The sequence below is a fragment of the Nostoc sp. PCC 7107 genome (assembly GCF_000316625.1).
Lineage (GTDB): Bacteria > Cyanobacteriota > Cyanobacteriia > Cyanobacteriales > Nostocaceae > Nostoc_B.
On sequence record NC_019676.1, the window covers coordinates 114,604 to 133,110 of the forward strand.

An 18,507-nucleotide genomic window follows, 5' to 3' on the forward strand; every position below is an offset into this window, starting at 1 on the left:
AGGGAATAAGGGTGGTTTTTTGATATCATTACTCTCCTCACTTCGACTCTAAGGCTACTGGTTGAACTACTGACTCTTGCTGTTGTGGTGGTACTACTTTTTGCCTACCGAAACCACCGAAAAGCTCGTTGAGTTTAAAGCTGATGTTTAAATAGGGGCCGCCGGCGGAGCGATAACCGCTAAAATCTCGGTCATCTGCGCTTCCGAAGGCGTAACCGACACCAATTCTTAAATCTGGTGTTAAATGATACCCACCTTCTACAGCTAAACCAAATTCGTTGAAGCCTTGTTCTGGTTGACCTAGCCAACGTCCTTCTAAGGCTAAGTCTGTGCGGTAGCCTAGTTGGTAAGTTGTGCGTAACTGTGCTAAGTGAATGCTGCTGTGATTGGTAAAATCTTCGGATAGGGAAGTAGAACTGCTGCGGAAGGCGTATTTACCATAAAGTTCCCATTGCCAGTTGGGTGCATAAATCGCTTCAGCTGAGAAAATATGGTCTATGGAACCGTTACCGCTACCGGCTAATAAGGTATCTGGTGTGGTGGCAGGGTTTTGGCGATATTCATACCCTAATAAAGCGTTGAATTTATCATCGTTGGGGTCACGGTAAGCTAACCCGACGCGCAGATTTGCTGTGTTTCCTAGTCCTTGCAAGAGTTGATTTGCGCCGCCTGCTTGTTGATAGCGTACCGCCGCAGTTAAAGCTGGGGAAAGTTTACCAGATGCGGCGGCGGAAATTACCGTATGATTGCCTTCACTGCCACTACGATGTTCTAATCTGGCGTTGGCTTGGAAGTTGGGGTTATCGGTGTAATCTAGGCCGATGCTGTAAACATCACCCGCAAACAAACCCAATGAGGAAGCAGTTTGTCCAACTGCGTAAGGTTGAGCAAATCTGATACCTGTGGCGGAATCTCCAAAAATATCTTTAAAGATATGTTCGTAACCGAGGCTTAATTTTAATCCTGGTGCGAGGCGGATACCATGATTAAGGGATACAGAACCTTGGTCAGTCATCCCATCAGCGCCGCCTAAAATTGAGTAACGACCTCTGACGGTGGTATCTGGGGAAAATTTATGTTCGACCATTGTATCTAGACTGGTGATGCTATTGCCTTGTAATAAGCCACCTTCATAAAATTGGTGTGCTAGTCGCATACTTACGCCAGGATACAATGCCCAATCTAAGCCGAATGTTGTGCGGTTGGGATAGAGTGGGTCACTTTTGCCTAGGTTGAGTTCGTTTTGCGTGTGAAATGTAAGTGATTCGGATAAGGGAACGTCAAGACGAGAGACTAACTGGCTGGCGTTTCCGTTGAATTTGTTAGTAATGCGGTCTTTTCGGGAACGGTTGACGTATTCCAGACTTAAATCTGATTGACCGATTTTTTGTTGAATACCTGCGCGGATGGTGGTGAGGGAATTATTAATTTTGCTTCCTGGTGCGGCTTGGGGTTGGGGGTTGAATAAGTCAACTAACTGGGTGCGTTCGGCTGGGGCGATACCAAAATTATCTTCGCGATCGTACCCTAGATTAAAGCTGGTGGTTTGTCCCAGTTTCCCAGTTAAGGACGCACCGTAGCGAGTTTGTCCGGGTGTAAAACTCCAAGTGGCGTTATTGGCAAAGTTTTCGGTGACGGAACGATAGTAAGCTTGTCCTTGGAAGTTTTTACCAAGATTTGCACTGGCTTCTAAACGGTACGCGGAACCACTGACGTTACCAAAGGCGAGGGTATTATGGCGAGAGTGTGCATATTCTCCGATAATTTGCCCAGAATTTCCCAAAGGTGCAAATAAATCAAATCCGTATAGTTCAAAATCTTGCTGTCCTTGGTCTTCTCTGAGGTAACTTGCACCGACAAATGGACTACCGTTTTTTGTATTGAGGGTGTCGGAAGTTCTCAGGTTATATTGCAGTCGTCCAGCGTAAAGCTTGCTGTCTTCTCCAGCGTCGTTTTGATAGGTAACGACGATGCGGCGTACTAAAGTTTTACCAAAGGGGTTTAATTCTGTGGCGACAATGGGACGACGGAATAATAATGTACCGCGATCGTAATCTATTTCATAGTCGGAACCACGGGATAAAGCTTTACGTTCCAAGACTGTACCGGGACGATTGATTTCTTCAGCTTCGATAAAGACGTTTTCACTACCGGGAATAACTAAGCGACGGGAAAGGAAATAGTAACCACTGGTTCCGTTGGGGGTAATTGCATCGCGTTGGAAACCTTGAATATTGTTGGCGTATAAGGCTGTTAGTTGCAGGTTGCCAAAGTTGTAATTACCTTTGAAGCCGTGGAGTTGTCTGGTGGTAGCTGTATATAACTGGGATGATCTGGCAAATTCTTCGGTGTTGTAGTCACCCCACATAAAATAGTCTAATTCTGCACCGGGGATGTCTGGTGTGCGTTCAATGCGAGCATACACACTATCTGTAGAAGGTGCAGTGTTAGTAAAGCTAGAACTATCACCATAAACTGGATAGTCTTTTTCACAAGATTGGATACCACCAAACAGGCGATTATCTCCGTTACAGTCTTGATTCAAAGGACGTTTGCTATTGAATGCGCCTGTAAATAACCAATCTCCAACTTTGCCAGTGGCGAATACAGCCGCATCTACATCTACACTTGTACGACCGATTTTATCAGGGTTGAGATAGTCACGGAAACTACCTCGGTAATCCGTACCGCCTGCACCAATTCTAACGTTAATGCTACCTGTGGCTAAGGAAGGACGCAAGTTGGTAATAAATTCTACATTCGTATAAGCTTCAATCTCCGCATCTTGATTAATAGCCGCCCGGATTTTCACGTTTTGGGCAACTAAACCTGCTTGGAGTGTGGCTGTAAACTCACCTTTACGAGCGAGTACCTGAAACCCTGGTACGTCTTTATCTTGGTCTGCACCCACAAATTGACCTGCACTAGCGGTTAAGGTGACAGGGATATCTTCAGTGATGATTTCGCCTTTTTCGTCAGTAATTTTACCTTCTAAGGTGATAGTGGAACGTCCATCGGCGGGGATTCTGGGTTCTTGGGTGGGTGCGATCGCAATTTTTTTCTGCACCTCCTCAACCGTGACTTTCACACTGGTTGATTTACCATCAGCACCTTGAGCAATTATGGTATTTTCACCTTTATTTAACGGTACGTTATACCAAATCAAGGTGTTTAACTGTTGTGCTTCATCTTTATGCAAGTATTGGGATATAGCCGCATCTATGGGTTTTCCATTCAATGTCACCGTTACTTGGTTATTAGGGTGATATTGCACTCCCAAGTTAGTAGTTTTGGCAGTTGTTACACCTGCAACTGGTGTGATAATGCGTATTTCTGAGTTAATAGGGGTTACGGCTGTTTCTGGTGTCTGCTTGTTTACTGCTTTCTCTCCAGCAGTAAACCCATCTATATGATCTGACGACATCGAAGATGATGCAGCATCTATCTCTTTGTCATTCGCAACTATCAATTTATCAGGTTGGCTTGGTCTTGGTGGCGAAAAAACAGCTTCTATATCATCTTCTACAGGTGCAATTAACTCTGGAACATTAGGAGATTCAACTTTTTGTTGTGTTTGTGGTGGTGTTTGTGCAGTCGCAGCCGCAACTGGGAGGATAGGAAAGGCACTACAAATGCTTAATAATGTTAAGTCACGCTTTCTAGCACTAATCTGCGTCATCTTACTTACGTCCTTCCCCTGATGCTGGTGTAACTGCAAAATTCATCCGTCCCATACTTCTGGGTGCGAGTCGGACGAGGCGTGATTGGCTATTTTTCTCGATGTTGTAGAGGTTGGGTGCAAGGCTATATCCGGGTAGGCTGGTTAAATCTAAAGTTCCAGTCCGATTACCAGCAATTACGTTAGCTAGAGAAAACATCCCATTGGCATCGGTAAGGATGCGGTTTCCGTCATCCATATAAATTACGGCGTTGGGTATCCCCGGTTCCCCTGGTTGTTGTTCGCCATCAAAGTTTTTATCAACAAAGACTCGTCCAATCAAAGTTGCACAATCGGAGATAATACCGGGACGAATCTTGAGTAAATGGCTGGCTGTGTTGCTGCGGATATTACCTGCGGCGGCGACGGCTAAATTTTTCCCTGTTCCGCGAACAGCATCGGGTGTGACTGTGACTGCATAGACGACATTCATCGTTCCCTGTGCAGGGATAGTACCAGCGTAGTTGATAGTTACTGTGCGGTTATCTCGGCTACTCGATACAGTTACGGGTGTGGTAGTGTTATTGCTGGTTAAAGATACTTGCAGCGATCGCGTCTCGAAATTCAAGCCGAGAGGTAGAGTATCGGTAAGCGTGATATTGCTGGCGGGAGAGTTACCAGTGTTGCGAATAACCAGCCGATAAACCACGGTATCACCTGGTTCTACGGCGATGCGATCGGCAGTTTTGACAATCTCTAAAGCAGTTGCACCTCTAGTAAAGAACACAGTATTAGAAGTAACAGGCTGAATATTGTCGCCTCCCAACACGGCTGTATTAGTAGTTTCATCAGCAATTACCGCTGAAATGCCAACAGAAAAAATTCCAGGAAGCAACACCAGCAGAAGAAAATGATTCTGCTTCCAGTCTTTAATGAAATTCATAGCTAAATTCAAAAATGTATTTGCCTGTAATAAAGAATCGAATATCAGTAATTAGAATTAGGAAAATTTATGATTGAAAATAACTAATTATGATTATTTAAAACACCCTTGTTATAACTAAAACTAAATATGCAAATTGAATATTATGCTCTTCACCACAATATTTTTTACATCCAGATGTTTTTACCAAGCAATACACAAAATTCACATTCTTTGGTATTCAATATATGTTTTAAAATTTCTGTTGACGTAGATATTTAATTCCAAATATTCCGTTCGACTGAAAGTCTCATGCTAGGCAAACAAAGTCTGCTTATGCAGATGAGTGTAGTCTGTCTAGTAACGATTTCAATCATCCAGCATTCATTACAAAAGTTGATGTATTTATAAATGAGAGTAAATCTAACCATTACAATCACTCTCAGAAAATATTTGGTTATGTTTATGCTTCTTTTTAGGCAAGCTATGATGATTGAGACTGTTATCTATTTTTAGGTAAATGCTCTCAAAATCCAGGTAGATGCAGCGGATTAATTAAGACAAATATAACTATGATTATATTAAATGGCAATTAATTTACAGGAAAATCATTCTTGGCTGATCAACATAACAAATTTTGTCACTGTCAACGTGGAGATTGCGATATTTATCCACTAAATTATGATAAATTTCGATATTCCTCCTAGTATTTACTGTCTTAATCAATAACCAAAAAATACTTTTATTTCTAAAATAGTAATTATACGAGTATGGAAAGATAAAAGTTTATAGGGAAATTCACTATTTACAAAAATGTGGATAATCGATAAATATTTCGCGACAGACGACAACCAAGAAATTTTTAATTCGCGACAAAACTATTTATCGTCAACTTTTAATTTAAAGATTTGAGAAAATATAAACAAGTAAAAGTGAATTTATTGCTATCTAATCATATTTCAACATCAAATATACTTTACTGATTCTTAAATATATCTAAGTAAAATCGCCCTAGTTATTTTGTGAATAAACAGCGAAACTAAGTATTAACAAGTAAAAAACTAATCATCCAACTTGTATTTATTATTATTTTGCTAATCCATATTATTTCCTCAGTGGTGAAATATTATTCCCAGTAATCAGGAGACACTGCCATGTTAGAGTTAACCCTTGAAAATACAAAAGCTTTGAATTCTCAAGCGACACTTGAGAAAATGCTCCAAGATTCTGAATATTCCCCAAGAAGATCACAAAACAAGACTTTTCCTTCTTTACAAATTGCTGATATTATTGGCAGAGCTTTTATTATTGCTTATAAGGAACAAACTGATTTACTTGAATCAATTTTGATTAAAGAAGGATTACTGTGTGGAGTTCTCAGACAAAAGCACCAACCACAATATAAAAACTTTTCTCCAAGTTATCTTTGTCTACTCAATCATTTAAGTGCTTGGCAAATAGCTGCAAAAGAAACTCAACCCACTTTAATTGTTGAGGCAGATTTTGTTCCAGTTGTAGGATTGGGCAAACTGCCTTTACCTTTTAATCCCTATCAAACAAATGTTGGTATGTGTTGGCTATACACTTGTGCATCTCAAATATATAGTATTTCAGCAGATGGCTATGCAGAAGGTTTTTCTGTATCAACCGTTGCTTATATTGTTACTCCTCAAGGTGCTGAAAAATTAATTAGATTTGCAGAAGAACTCCTACAAAAATTAGAACCTAATGCTTATTCTACTTGGGATACTTATCTTGATAATTTTCTGCGCCATCATAACTTGAAAAACTACATCCCTTTCCGCAATTATGGAGAGCATGGTGGTTTACCAAATCTAGAACATTCTCGTTATGGATTAAGTAAAACTCATAGGGCGGATGTTCTCTATGATAATTTGGCTTTTATGCCTATGTATGCCTCAAAAGGAGGTGTAAATTATTTTAAATTCTTCTCTGTGAGACTTCAAGCACGGATCAAAGGCATAGTTCGGTTGCTAATAGGTAAATTTCTCCGATTGCCAGTTCTGAAACGTTCTCATGTACCTGCTAGGTTAGCAAATTTCGCTATTCGCCGACAGTTGTTTCCTTATATCTAAACTTAAGTCTATGTTTCTCAGTGTATGAGAATGAAAACATTACTAATGTTGAGCGTTGACAACAGTTGGCAGTATCCCAGTTTTTAGTAAAAGTGATAGAAGTCCGTCAGGATGAGCAATATGGGTCTTTTTACCTAAAGATGAACCCAGAACAATCCTATAAGTATATTTCCATTAAGCCATAGTTACAAATCAAGTAAGGTATAGGAGAATAAAAGAACGAGTTTTTCTCATAATTCCCAATTGCTATAGCAACTCAAAAAATAGTCTTTAGTGTGGTTTGGGTAGTGTTAATGCACAGACTTGCGTACCTATAGACAAGTTGAGGTAAAAATATGGATGCTAACAAACTCTTGAATTTATATGCAGCAGGAGAAAGGGACTTCGTAGGTGCAAATCTGCATCAGATCAATCTTTGTGGTGCTGATTTGAGGGGCGCAAACTTTGTTGAAGCTGACTTAAGTGGAGCAGATTTAAGCCAGACTAACTTGATTGGATGTAACTTCAGTCGGGCGAATCTGACTGATGCAGATATCAGTGGTAGCAATCTGAGTGGTGCAAATTTGAGTGAAGTAAACTTAATAGGCGCAGACTTGATTAAGGCTAACCTCGAAAAAACAAATCTCAGTCGTGCAGATTTGCGGGGTGCTAATTTGTCACTGGCAAACCTGCTAAGTGCAAACCTCAGCGAAGCAGAATTGAGTGGTGCAGATTTGACAGGTGCTAATCTCAAGAAAGCAAATTTGATTGCTAGTAATATTAATGAAGCAGAAATTAGCCGTGCTGATTTTACCAAAGCAATTGTTACAGAATATGAGATGACTGGCAAAGTAATGCACCTAGGTTTATCTCATAAATGGGTAACTTGGGCTGGCTGTGATAGCACGGTGCTGAGTGCTGAGTGCTGAGTATAAATCTAGTAAAGTTAAGGCTTTGAGCAATCAACACTGTCTTAAGCTAGGTGACTACGGCTGTACTAATCATTACAGAATGTAATAGGGACACAACCGCGATCGTGTCCCTAACAATTTTTATCTGCCAACAGCTAAAATTAAAGCGATCGCCTGTACAATTCTAATAAACTAAAGGTCTAGCACCACTCATCTGACGCAACGAATTGATACAGGCGGGACAGTCGCAACCAAACAAAGTAACTGCCATTTCGCTTTCTTGGTCACTGAATTCTAGCATTGGCACATCTTCTTGTGAAAACTCTACCTCAGCCTGATCTGTGGGTATCTGCGCTAACACAGACGCTCTAGCACATACTAAGCCAACTTTATGCTTGTTGCGGATGCAAGATAAACGGTCTTCTATATTTTTGACTACTGGTTCGGCTGCTTGTGCTTGATTCAACATCGCTGTCATAGACAAAATAGAACTAATCAGCACAGGGGTAGAAAGTAAACTCAGTATAATTTTATTCATTGGCTTCCTAAAGAATTCCTAACTACTCAAAATACTTCGATTAAATCTTACGTTTACCATGAATGTCCATCAGGAGCTTATGTTTCCCAGAGATGAGATCTAAATAATGATTAACGCCTGGTCATTTCAAACAATTGTTGAGCATTTTTACTTAAAAAAGCCTCAAACAGTTCTGGCTTTCCTGGTTGAGTTTCTATGAGGTAACGCTGGGCAAGTTCATAATAAGCGTAAGTCCAAGGAATCTGGATTTCTGTATGACTGCTGTCATCCAGCACATTCACCATTTCCGTCACCGCTTGAGTTGCTGTTTGGCGTAAACCACAAGTAACATTTCCTTCAATTTCGGCTTTCATTGGTACACCCAAGTTAGCCAAAGCACTAGCAGTAGTTTCTATATCTGGATATGCAGGAGTATTTTGGCGGTTAATGTAGGCTGTGAAGTGGTTGACGGCGTAACCGTGGAGTAACACCCAAGCGCCATATTGGGTTATTTTATTCACTTCCTCCACGACGGAACGTCGTGGAATTTGCCAAGGTCGAGTGAAAGTTTGCTTTAATTGTTGGATAATGCTGGCAAGATTATTTTCATTTGATACAACAGGTGTCAAATAAGAGATACTTTTTTCGGGAATTGCAGATACTGTTTGATAAATCAATCGGACAATATTTTCTGGTAATTCATCAACAATTAATTCACTAATAAACAGTTTGGGTAAATCGAATTCTGCTTGTTGGGGATGGCGATAATGACGTGCATAAAGATGAGTTGCAGCAAATTTATACTCTCCCGCAGGTTCGTAACCCAAGGCTAAGGCTATTTGTGCTAGGTGGTTGATACCTAAGTTAATTTCACCTTGGGGAGTATCGACTACTAATCGCAAAGACCGAAAGGCGATGTGGTCGTTGGTGAGGGTTCCCCCCGCGTTTATAATCATGTTTTGGTAGATTTGGGCGTAATTGACTCTGGCTTGATATTCTTGCCAAAGTGCTTCCCAGAGATCAGATGCGAGTTCGGGTTTCATATATCTCACGCAGAGGCGCAAAGAGGATTCAAAGAGACTAGAGGCTAGAAAGTAAAATTTTTTACTCAGAAATTAGCAGAATATCGGAGAGAATTTCGAGGGCGGTTTGGATTTGGTTGCTGTCAATAATTAGGGGTGGACAAAAACGAATGGCGGTTTTACCGCAACCGAGTAATAGCAGACCACGTAAAAAGGCTTCTTGGATGATGCGATCGCGTAGTTTAATATCATAATTACCGGCTGCATCAACTAAATCTACCGCTACCATCAATCCTTTACCTCTGGGTAAAGACATTCTGGGAAATCTTTGATGTAACTGGGTTAAGCCAGCTTGTAATAGTTCACCCATTTGGGTAGCATTGGTCATCAAGCCGCTTTCTAAAAGTCGCAAAGTTGCCAAACCTGCCGCACAAGCCACAGGATTTCCGCCAAAGGTGGTGGCGTGGGAACCAGGCGGCCAAGTCATTAATTCTGGGCGGGCGAGAATTGCACCGAGAGGTAAACCACTGGCGATACCTTTAGCTGTGGTAATAATATCAGGCATAACACCCCAATGTTCAGTAGCAAACAAGCGACCTGTACGCCCCATCCCTGATTGCACTTCATCCACTACCATTAATATGCCGTAGCGATCGCAGATATCTCGAATTCTTTGTAAAAATCCATCTTCGGGGACAATATAACCGCCTTCCCCTTGAATTGGCTCGACAAAAATCGCTGCGACTTCCTGGGGCGGTAGTATAGTATGAAATAATTGTGTTTCTAAATAATCTAAACTCGCGTGAGTACCGTAAGGAATGTGCGTTACACCAGGGACTAACGCCCCAAAGTTAGCCCGCTGCACTGTTTTGGAACCTGTCAGCGACATTGCGCCGTAGGTGCGTCCGTGGAATGCACCCAAAAAAGCGACAATAAGCGATCGCTTGGTGTAATATCGAGCTAGTTTAATTGCTCCTTCGTTAGACTCGGCCCCAGAGTTGGTAAAAAATATTTTTGCACCTTCAGGGAACGGGGCGCGGAAGGCTAACTTCTCTGCCAGTTCCACCATTGGTTCATAATAAAAATCCGTCCCTGACATGTGCAGCAAACAAGCTGACTGTTCTTGAATGGCTTTGACAACTTCCGGGTGGGCGTGTCCAGTCGCAGTGACGGCGATACCAGCAGTCATATCTAAAAATACGTTGCCGTCCACATCTTCCACCATACAGCCTTGACCGCGAGCTACAACTAAAGGATAGTCACGGGTATAAGATGGGGAAGTTACAGCGCGATCGCGTTCTACAATTGCTTTAGCGCGAGTTCCAGGTAAAGTCGTCACCAAACGCGGCACACTAGGTAAAGGTTGATTAATGGATATGCTTAACATTTTTTAGATTTTTTAGATTATTGATGATTAAACAGTCATGTAAGATTTTTGACAGTATCATTTGCTGCCATTTGCATAAATGTTACGTATTGACAGAAAACCGATAATATGGGCTATTTTCTTCTGCATAAATCTCGAAAATTCTTCATGAATTCTCCGAACGATTTAGCACAAGAGTTTCATGGCTATGCTCTTACTGAGTATCTATAATTTGCCAAATATGGGAAGTACTGATTTTTGCTACGCTAATTACACCAAGATGAACTTGCTAAAGCTAACAGAGTTATGCTGCTTGATCAGGTATGGATGAAATTTGCACCAGTTATAATGCCACTATTGTAATCACGGTTTCTGGATTGTCAAATTAATATCACCCAGGTATTAAGCAAGTGTAATTATTATTGATTAATAGAAATTTTTACCACCTATGAGTAACTTCTTCCGTCAAAAACTCAGCCTCTCTTTGGGTATCGCCGCCTTATTAACTAATACCCTCGTCCATAGCTATTTCTCCTCTCTGGCAAAAAACACAGAACTAGCTCAAGCGGAGAATATTCAGGATAATTTTGCTTTATCTCAACCGCAAGTTTCCTTAGCAGCAATGCAAACTTTCAGCATAAATCCGCCTGATAAATATGCAGCATCAGTATCTGTGGGTTATCCAGTTATTGATGAGTGGAAGAATTATAAATTTAGTATTAATGGTAATCAGATTTTATCTTCAACTAAATTGCCAGCGAGTAAAGTGAATTTCAATCAGCCAGATTTATTAAGTACCCTGGTTAATACCCGCCAATATTTCCAAGACCACAATTCTGATGATCCAGATATCCAACGAAAAGGTTTATTAGGAACTCAAGGAGTCAGTGTAGAAGATGTTATCAAAACTTTAGACTTTATGATTGTTGTCTTAAAAGAAGACATGGCGAATAATCGTCCAACCCGTCTGCAAGATCCAAACTTTATTAATAAGAATTTTCGAGTGATTAAATGGAATGCTTATAACAAGCAAAACACGCGTCAAAAACAGTTACGCATCACCAAGTACGCAGTTTTTATCCACCCAGGTTCTCGCAAGAAAACAGCTAAATTTAATACACCAATTTATAGTTTAAAAGATAATGCAGCCACAGATAAATTCTATACTAGATATACTAAGCAAGATGTTTTATCGGGGATTTATGAACCTGGAGGTAAAGAATTTGGCAAGGTTCAACCCTTAGCTTATTTGACCCGTGACGGTTTAGAAGAAGCACTTTTACAGGGTACTATTTTGATTAACTTCACTGATGGCTCTCAAGCATTTTTCAATGTAGATAGAAATAATGGGATGTCTTATATCCGGGGGGTAAAAGGCACCGCCCAAAAACGTTATTGGTATTTTAAAAAGGTAGATGCCATTAAAGGTTATGGTCACAAAATAGATGCCAAAATTTCGATTAAACCAGGAGTGACCTTTGCGGGAGATGTTTTGAATATTGGGGTAGGTAAAATAGTAGTAATAGAAAATAACCAAGGCGGACGCAAAAATCTCAGAATGGGAGTAATTGCAGATACAGGTGGAGCATTTTTACCGAATCTGTATCAACTCGATTTTTTGGCCGGAATTTTTCAAAATCGGCAAGAATTCAACCAACATATTAGGCAATTACCTGAATACGCTACAGCATATTTTTTAGTAAAGAAATAAATCCTAGCTTCTAAATATAGGCTGATAGTTTCTTGCTGCTTGCTTGATACCTTGCACCATTCTCAATAACCTAAGATTGGGCAATACCAACAACGTAAAAATCAGGTATTACTCAAAAACGTTCAACCCTGTAACCTGTAACCTGTAACCCGTCACCTGCAATAAATTGCAGACAAAAATGGGCTGAAACTAGCTTTTAAGTTATTGTGTCAGAACATAACTTCACTACATCAGCCCTTTATCATCTATGCTTTTTTTGACGACGGTATTGATTTAAACCAGTATGCACCCAGAAAAATAATTAAGGCACTATCAAAACTGGGCAAGGAGAAAGATTAATCACCCGTGTGGTAACGCTTTCAGTTGCACCCTCATCTGTTAAACCCAGACCTCGACAACCCATAATAATTAGATTTGCGCCGATTTCATCAGCAACATCACAAATGGTAAATGCTGGTTTACCTTGCCGTTCTAAAACTTCAGACTGAATACCCTCCTGTAAGAATAAGGCTTGAGCATTTTCTAGTAGTTTAGCAACTACCTCTGGTGAAACCATCGGATCAGGACTTGGTGCTTCTGCCGAGGTTTCCTCAACCACAGATAGCAATACCAAGCGGCTACCATACTTCTGCACGACATTGGCAACTACATCAGCAGCTTCCCGTGCTTCCCGACTTTGATCGATTGGAAATAACACTGTCTTAAACATATCTCTCCTCCGCACCCCAGACTCCGGTAAAATCTTGATGGTTATACTTTCAAAACGATAACAAAAAGGCAATCAGGAGGGTTTGGCTGTGTCCAAAAAAAGTTTAGCAAGTTTATCGGCGGCTGATATTTCTGGTAAACGTGCCTTAGTGCGAGTTGACTTTAATGTGCCTGTTGATGAGCAAGGTAACATTACCGATGATACTCGTATCCGCGCTGCGCTGCCAACCATCCAAGATTTAACAAACAAGGGTGCTAAGGTAATTCTGGTAAGCCATTTTGGTCGTCCTAAAGGCGTAGACGAGAAACTGCGTTTAACACCAGTGGCCAAGCGTTTGTCTGAGTTGTTGGGTAAAGAAGTTGTCAAGACTGATGACTCTATCGGCGATGAGGTCGCTAAAGCAGTTGACGCTTTGCAAAATGGGCAAGTGCTTTTACTAGAAAATGTCCGCTTTTACAAAGAAGAAGAGAAAAACGATCCAGAATTTGCGAAAAAACTAGCCGCGAATGCTGACTTTTATGTCAATGATGCTTTCGGTACTGCACACCGCGCCCATGCTTCGACAGAAGGGGTAACTCAATTCTTGAGTCCTTCTGTGGCAGGATATTTGGTGGAGAAAGAATTGCAATACCTCCAAAATGCAATTGAAAATCCCCAACGTCCTTTAGCTGCAATTGTTGGTGGTTCTAAAGTATCTAGCAAAATCGGCGTTATCGAAACTCTTCTAGAGAAGTGCGACAAGCTAATCATTGGTGGTGGGATGATTTTCACCTTCTACAAAGCCCGTGGTTTGAATGTTGGTAAGTCTTTGGTGGAAGAAGACAAGCTAGAACTAGCAAAATCTTTAGAAGCAAAAGCAAAAGAAAAAGGTGTTACCTTCTTGCTACCTACAGATATTGTATCGGCTGATAAATTTGCCCCCGATGCCAATGCAACCACTGTCAGCATTGAGAATATCCCTGCTGATGGTATGGGCTTAGATATTGGCCCTGACTCTGTAAAAGTCTTTCAAGAAGCGTTGGCTGATTGCAAGACCGTAATTTGGAACGGGCCTATGGGCGTGTTTGAGTTTGATAAATTTGCTGTCGGTACAGAAGCGATCGCACACACTCTCGCAGAAATTAGCAAAACAGGTACAACCACCATTATCGGTGGTGGTGACTCTGTAGCGGCTGTAGAAAAAGTGGGTTTGGCTGACCAAATGAGCCATATTTCCACAGGTGGCGGTGCCAGCTTAGAATTACTCGAAGGCAAAGTTCTGCCCGGTATTGCGGCTTTAGATGAAGCGTAATTAGAAGTATGAAGTGTGAAGTATGAAGTGTGAAATTTCATACTTCACACTTCATCTTGGCAATTTAATTTGCCAACCACAAAGCTAAGTTGCGAAGATATGTTTTAATATCTTCCAAAGCGCGGGGTTCGTTTTTCATGCCATATCCAGGTGGTTCATCAACAAAAGTGGGACAACCCTTAGTAATATCCCAGTTGTAATCCACAAAATGATGAAAACTGGAAGTAGCTACAGTACGTCCTAAGTTATTACCGTGGGCATCCTGGTAATGGTCAATTGCCACAATTAAATTAAAATTACGCCCTGTAACTAAGCTATTTCCTAAAGCAATTACCTGCGCTTTGGTATTGCTGGGAGGTATACCAATACCACCTTCGTGGGGATGGGCGGGGAAAAATTCAATCACGCCTGAAGGTGAATTAGGGTTTTTTAATAGTGCGTGAACAGGTTCAACAACGGTGATTTTCTGATAGTCACCATTGGCACCAGAATGATAGTTAGGCCAAGAAATATAAGTGGTGTAAGGGTCATCTCGACACCAGCGAGATTGATCAGGATCGGGATTTTTGCTGTTGAAATAATGGATATCACCAATATCAATTAAATCGCACATAGAACAGCCCATATCTTGATGGTCGCGTGTGGTTAAAATACCGCCACCACGTCGGCGAAAAGCGTTAATTCCGGCAATATCTTTGGCTGTTAAACCGTCACCAATATCTAAAGCAAATAGCCAAAGTTCATCAAAATCAGATTGGTCAAGGCTTCCTAAAATGGGATCATTGCCTTCTGCGTCGGCAGAGCGATCGCGTGCTACAACTTCAAATAGAGAATTTCCCGCTTCATCTTGAATAGATGTTAAATACTCCTGTAGCATTGAGAACCGAAAAATGCTCCAGTCGTCTTCAGTGGTGGGAATCGTTGTTTGTAAAAGAATTTTGATTGGTTCTGCCATACCCTGTGCAATTAAATACTTTAACTAACACCAAAATAAAGTATAGAGGTGTAGCGAAGTATGGCGATCGCACAAAACTTGCTCAGTTTATTTTGACACGGAACCGAATAAAACCATAAGAATTAGTTGGCGTACCTTGTCCAGTCGCCGCAGGTAAGGTAGTTAGACTAGAATTTGTCACATTGACTGCTACAGCCCCATTTGTATTACTACCACAACTTGCAGGTGTAGATGAATCATTCGCTGGGTAAAAAACTCCGCGATCAGAATCTGCTGCATTACTAAAATAAACAGTTGGTGTAGTAGAACCAACAGCCATTGTAATACCTTGATTTCCCCCTGAACCACCATCATTAGGAGTTTGACCGTTAAATGCTGTAGGAATAAAAGTAGTATTTCCTGGAACTAAATCACATAATTTCACATTAGTAGCACTACTGCCACCGTTAGAGAGGAAATAAATAGTGTATTCCACCTCATCTCCTGGCTTGACACCTGTAGCACTTATTTTGCCTCGCAAGTAACCACTCGGCCATTTAGAATCATTATCATCAGTACCAGCACCATCTACACTATCGTTTAAATCGTCACTATTAATGCGGGTAATGCGTTTCACTAACACTACCTTGGGACTACCATTATTATTAACACCTACGCTGGTGACTCTAGTACCTACATTATCCGTATCTCTAGTTGGTAAATAGCTAGAACACCTACTGCTGGCGTTGGTGCTAGTCGTTCTTTCCCAACAAGCACTAGTGTTAGTATCATTACCATTTCGAGTTAAGCTAAGAGAAACACCATCGTTAACTCCCGTCGTCAAAGAAGACTGATAAGTGCTGTCCCAAAGATTCAGAGAACTAGGCGGAGGTGTGTTAATGGCACCACCAGAACCATAAGCAACGTAATCAATAATCTGATTCTGGCTATCGTATAACCAGACATCATCACCACCGTTAGTCAGTCGAGTTGAAAACCCTAACCAAGCTTGAAACGCTGCGTCTGGAGCTTGATTGTTGGGTTGATTAGAACCTATCCAAATAACAGCGTATTGTCCTGGTTGTAAAGTTGTCCCATTGGGAAACGTGTAATTAAAGCTATTTGCTGTAGTCTCAACATTATTAGCAATCAGATTGCCGTCGGCTAATTTTACACCACTCAAGTCAACAGCTGAGGAAGAAGCATTATAAAGTTCGATAAACTCATCGTTATTACTAGCCATATTCCCTGTGCCTGTTTCGTTATATAGCACTTCATTAATAATGATTTTGCCGGCTTGAGGCGAGATTTGATAAACATCAAAGCCGAAGTTTTGATTATTTACTGCACTTCCAGAAACAGTCACAGTCAGGTCATTAGGTGTACCCAAAGAAAATCCTGTGGGAATGTTGCTATTGGTGGTATCAACTTGAATCTTATAACTACCATTTACCACACCAGTAAAGGTGTAATTACCAGATGCGTCTGTACTAGTCACAGTGACAACAGAGTTATCACTAGCGTTGAGTAGTTTGACATTAATCCCAGCAGGTAAAGTTGGTTCACCAGTATCAAAATCATCTCCGCGATCGCTATCTTGATATAAAGTGCCAGAGATAGTTACACCAAAGTTAATAATGTTTAATTGTGTTGTTTCCGTATTACTGGGATAAAACGTCCATAAATCTAGTCCTTTACTGTCTCCAAAAGAACCAGTACATTTTGCATTGGTGTTACCATTATTACCAAACTGACCAAATTTCCGGTCGTTGTTACTGCTATTAAACCCAGAAATTGGGTTGCTAAAAGCTGGACTTGTTTGACCAACACCACAAAGTACACTACCTGGAACACCAACATTTGTACCACCAATGGTCGTATATCCTCGGTCATCATAAAATACAGTGGTATTTCCCAAGGGATTACTGCTGTTCAGCATTGTAATGGTCGGCCCACCAGAAAAATTATTCTCTGCATCCAATAAAGGAAAGTGATATTCTCCTGCATGAACCTTGACGCGGACTGGATAGTTAGTCCCTACTGGGAAATTATCACTGCTATTATCTTTACCATTCCAACTAACAGACTGTAGACCTGACGAATTCATCACACCTCTTAGCACACGGTTTTGGCTGTTAGTAGGGTCAAAATTTGAGCCATCTCTACTAATAACGATTTCGTAGTTGCCTGTTATGTTGGTGTTGAAACTAAAAGTACCGCCTGTACCTAAAGAACTTGTATTTCCACTAGCTGTACCTATAAAATTCAAACTATCTACAGTGGGTACAGTAGGGTCGAAAGGAATACCAGTACCATCCAAGGTGCCATCAGGTCGGTAGCGATCAATTGATGACAGTGCTTGAGTATCTAAAGGATTCAAAAATGTGGCATATTGTGGCCGAGATAAGCTAGTACCCGCTTCTAAGGGAGTCAGGGTATTATCTTTTGCCAGGACATCATGATAAAGAGGTGTCTTACCATCGCTATCATAAAATCCTACTTGGTTGCCGTAAAGAATGAATCCATTCGGATCTGTGCCTCTTAGCTCTATTTTGTATCGGTAGCCATCTGTAGTAACTGGATAAACGGGAAAATTGAGATATCGGCCGTTATCGCCAGTAAACAAGGCAAAATAGTAACTGAATAACCTACCGTTGATATCTGTTGTTGAGCTTGCACTGCTGCGGACTGTGACATCCCAAGCTGCAACACTGGTAAATTGCTGATTATTAAAATTGTTGGCACTAGTTAACTCAATGTCCCCTGTGATTACTGTTTCGTTGTTAGAGTTCTCTCCTTGTGGGCCAGAAAAGACGATAGTATAAACGCCGGTTGTTGGCGCTTGATAAACACAAGGTATATAACCACTGGTGTTATTCATACCATCAGCAGAACGTGGCCCGGCTAATTCTAGAGTCCGACTGGTAATTCTACCTGTATTTGCTCCTGTTTGGGTGGCACAGCGAAAAGCCTCGGAACCCAAAGCAGGAATTATTTCGTTACCAACTGAACCTGTAACAGCACCTGGGCTAAACACCCGAATATCACCACTATTAACTTTGACTGCCGAAGACCCCATGAGAATATACTCACCAGCTTGGGCGTAGACTCTGAGTAAGGTACGACGCTGTACTAAATTACCATAAGTACTATTACGCCATTCGATGTTAGCGCGATTACCCGTAGCTCCACTAGGATACAGTGTGCGGCTTCCTTCGGCTCGAACAGTTTGAGAGCAAACACTCAGGGCTAATAGTGATAATCCTAAACTGTTGAATAATCTCTGATAGCATTTCCGAGGTGTTTTTTTGGCTGCTAAAAGATGTTTGTACAGTAGATACATTGCTGTGTTATTAGCTCCTGATGTCAATTGAATGATAGCGATCGCACT

12 protein-coding genes are annotated in these 18,507 nt (G+C 41.1%); 4 read left to right on the top strand and 8 right to left on the bottom strand.

Translation table 11 applies throughout. The features are described from left to right. Positions 1–37: 37 nt before the first annotated feature. Both NOS7107_RS00520 and NOS7107_RS00525 read right to left on the bottom strand, forming a co-directional pair. Positions 38–3,679, bottom strand: coding sequence for a hypothetical protein (locus tag NOS7107_RS00520; RefSeq protein WP_015111034.1), 3,642 nt, complete (start codon positions 3,677–3,679; stop codon positions 38–40). 1 nt (position 3,680) lies between these two features. Continuing rightward, complete coding sequence (locus tag NOS7107_RS00525; protein ID WP_015111035.1) at positions 3,681–4,601, bottom strand: DUF11 domain-containing protein; 921 nt, start codon at positions 4,599–4,601, stop codon at positions 3,681–3,683. 1,133 nt (positions 4,602–5,734) lie between these two features. Between NOS7107_RS00525 and NOS7107_RS00530 the strand changes: the two genes are divergently transcribed. Next, the gene (locus NOS7107_RS00530) at positions 5,735–6,676 is read left to right on the top strand and encodes a hypothetical protein (RefSeq protein WP_015111036.1); all 942 of its coding nucleotides are present in this window, start codon (positions 5,735–5,737) and stop codon (positions 6,674–6,676) included. A gap of 335 nt (positions 6,677–7,011) precedes the next feature. After that, positions 7,012–7,584 (top strand): pentapeptide repeat-containing protein, encoded by a 573-nt coding sequence (locus NOS7107_RS00535; protein ID WP_015111037.1) that lies wholly within the window; start codon positions 7,012–7,014, stop codon positions 7,582–7,584. Positions 7,585–7,750: 166 nt separating this feature from the next. On the opposite strand, the gene NOS7107_RS00540 is transcribed toward NOS7107_RS00535, so the two are convergent. The 3 genes from NOS7107_RS00540 to NOS7107_RS00550 form a co-directional block, all read right to left on the bottom strand. Beyond that, positions 7,751–8,104, bottom strand: a complete 354-nt coding sequence (locus tag NOS7107_RS00540) for a hypothetical protein (RefSeq protein WP_015111038.1) — start codon at positions 8,102–8,104, stop codon at positions 7,751–7,753. 110 nt (positions 8,105–8,214) lie between these two features. Beyond that, positions 8,215–9,126: a DUF1338 domain-containing protein gene (locus NOS7107_RS00545; protein ID WP_015111039.1), complete on the bottom strand. Its 912-nt coding sequence runs from the start codon at positions 9,124–9,126 to the stop codon at positions 8,215–8,217. A gap of 61 nt (positions 9,127–9,187) precedes the next feature. After that, entirely contained in the window at positions 9,188–10,492 is a 1,305-nt protein-coding gene (locus NOS7107_RS00550) for an acetyl ornithine aminotransferase family protein (RefSeq protein WP_015111040.1), read from the bottom strand. A gap of 427 nt (positions 10,493–10,919) precedes the next feature. Between NOS7107_RS00550 and NOS7107_RS00555 the strand changes: the two genes are divergently transcribed. Further along, positions 10,920–12,182, top strand: coding sequence for a hypothetical protein (locus tag NOS7107_RS00555; protein ID WP_015111041.1), 1,263 nt, complete (start codon positions 10,920–10,922; stop codon positions 12,180–12,182). A gap of 301 nt (positions 12,183–12,483) precedes the next feature. Here NOS7107_RS00555 and NOS7107_RS00560 read toward each other — a convergent pair whose 3' ends face one another. Further along, complete coding sequence (locus NOS7107_RS00560; protein WP_015111042.1) at positions 12,484–12,891, bottom strand: universal stress protein; 408 nt, start codon at positions 12,889–12,891, stop codon at positions 12,484–12,486. Between the two features lie 88 nt (positions 12,892–12,979). Between NOS7107_RS00560 and pgk the strand changes: the two genes are divergently transcribed. Next, entirely contained in the window at positions 12,980–14,182 is a 1,203-nt protein-coding gene (gene pgk, locus NOS7107_RS00565; protein WP_015111043.1) for a phosphoglycerate kinase, read from the top strand. Positions 14,183–14,246: 64 nt separating this feature from the next. On the opposite strand, the gene NOS7107_RS00570 is transcribed toward pgk, so the two are convergent. Together NOS7107_RS00570 and NOS7107_RS00575 are read right to left on the bottom strand one after the other, a co-directional pair. After that, positions 14,247–15,137, bottom strand: coding sequence for a hypothetical protein (locus NOS7107_RS00570; RefSeq protein WP_015111044.1), 891 nt, complete (start codon positions 15,135–15,137; stop codon positions 14,247–14,249). Positions 15,138–15,219: 82 nt separating this feature from the next. Continuing rightward, positions 15,220–18,459, bottom strand: coding sequence for a lamin tail domain-containing protein (locus tag NOS7107_RS00575; RefSeq protein ID WP_015111045.1), 3,240 nt, complete (start codon positions 18,457–18,459; stop codon positions 15,220–15,222). Positions 18,460–18,507: the final 48 nt, after the last annotated feature.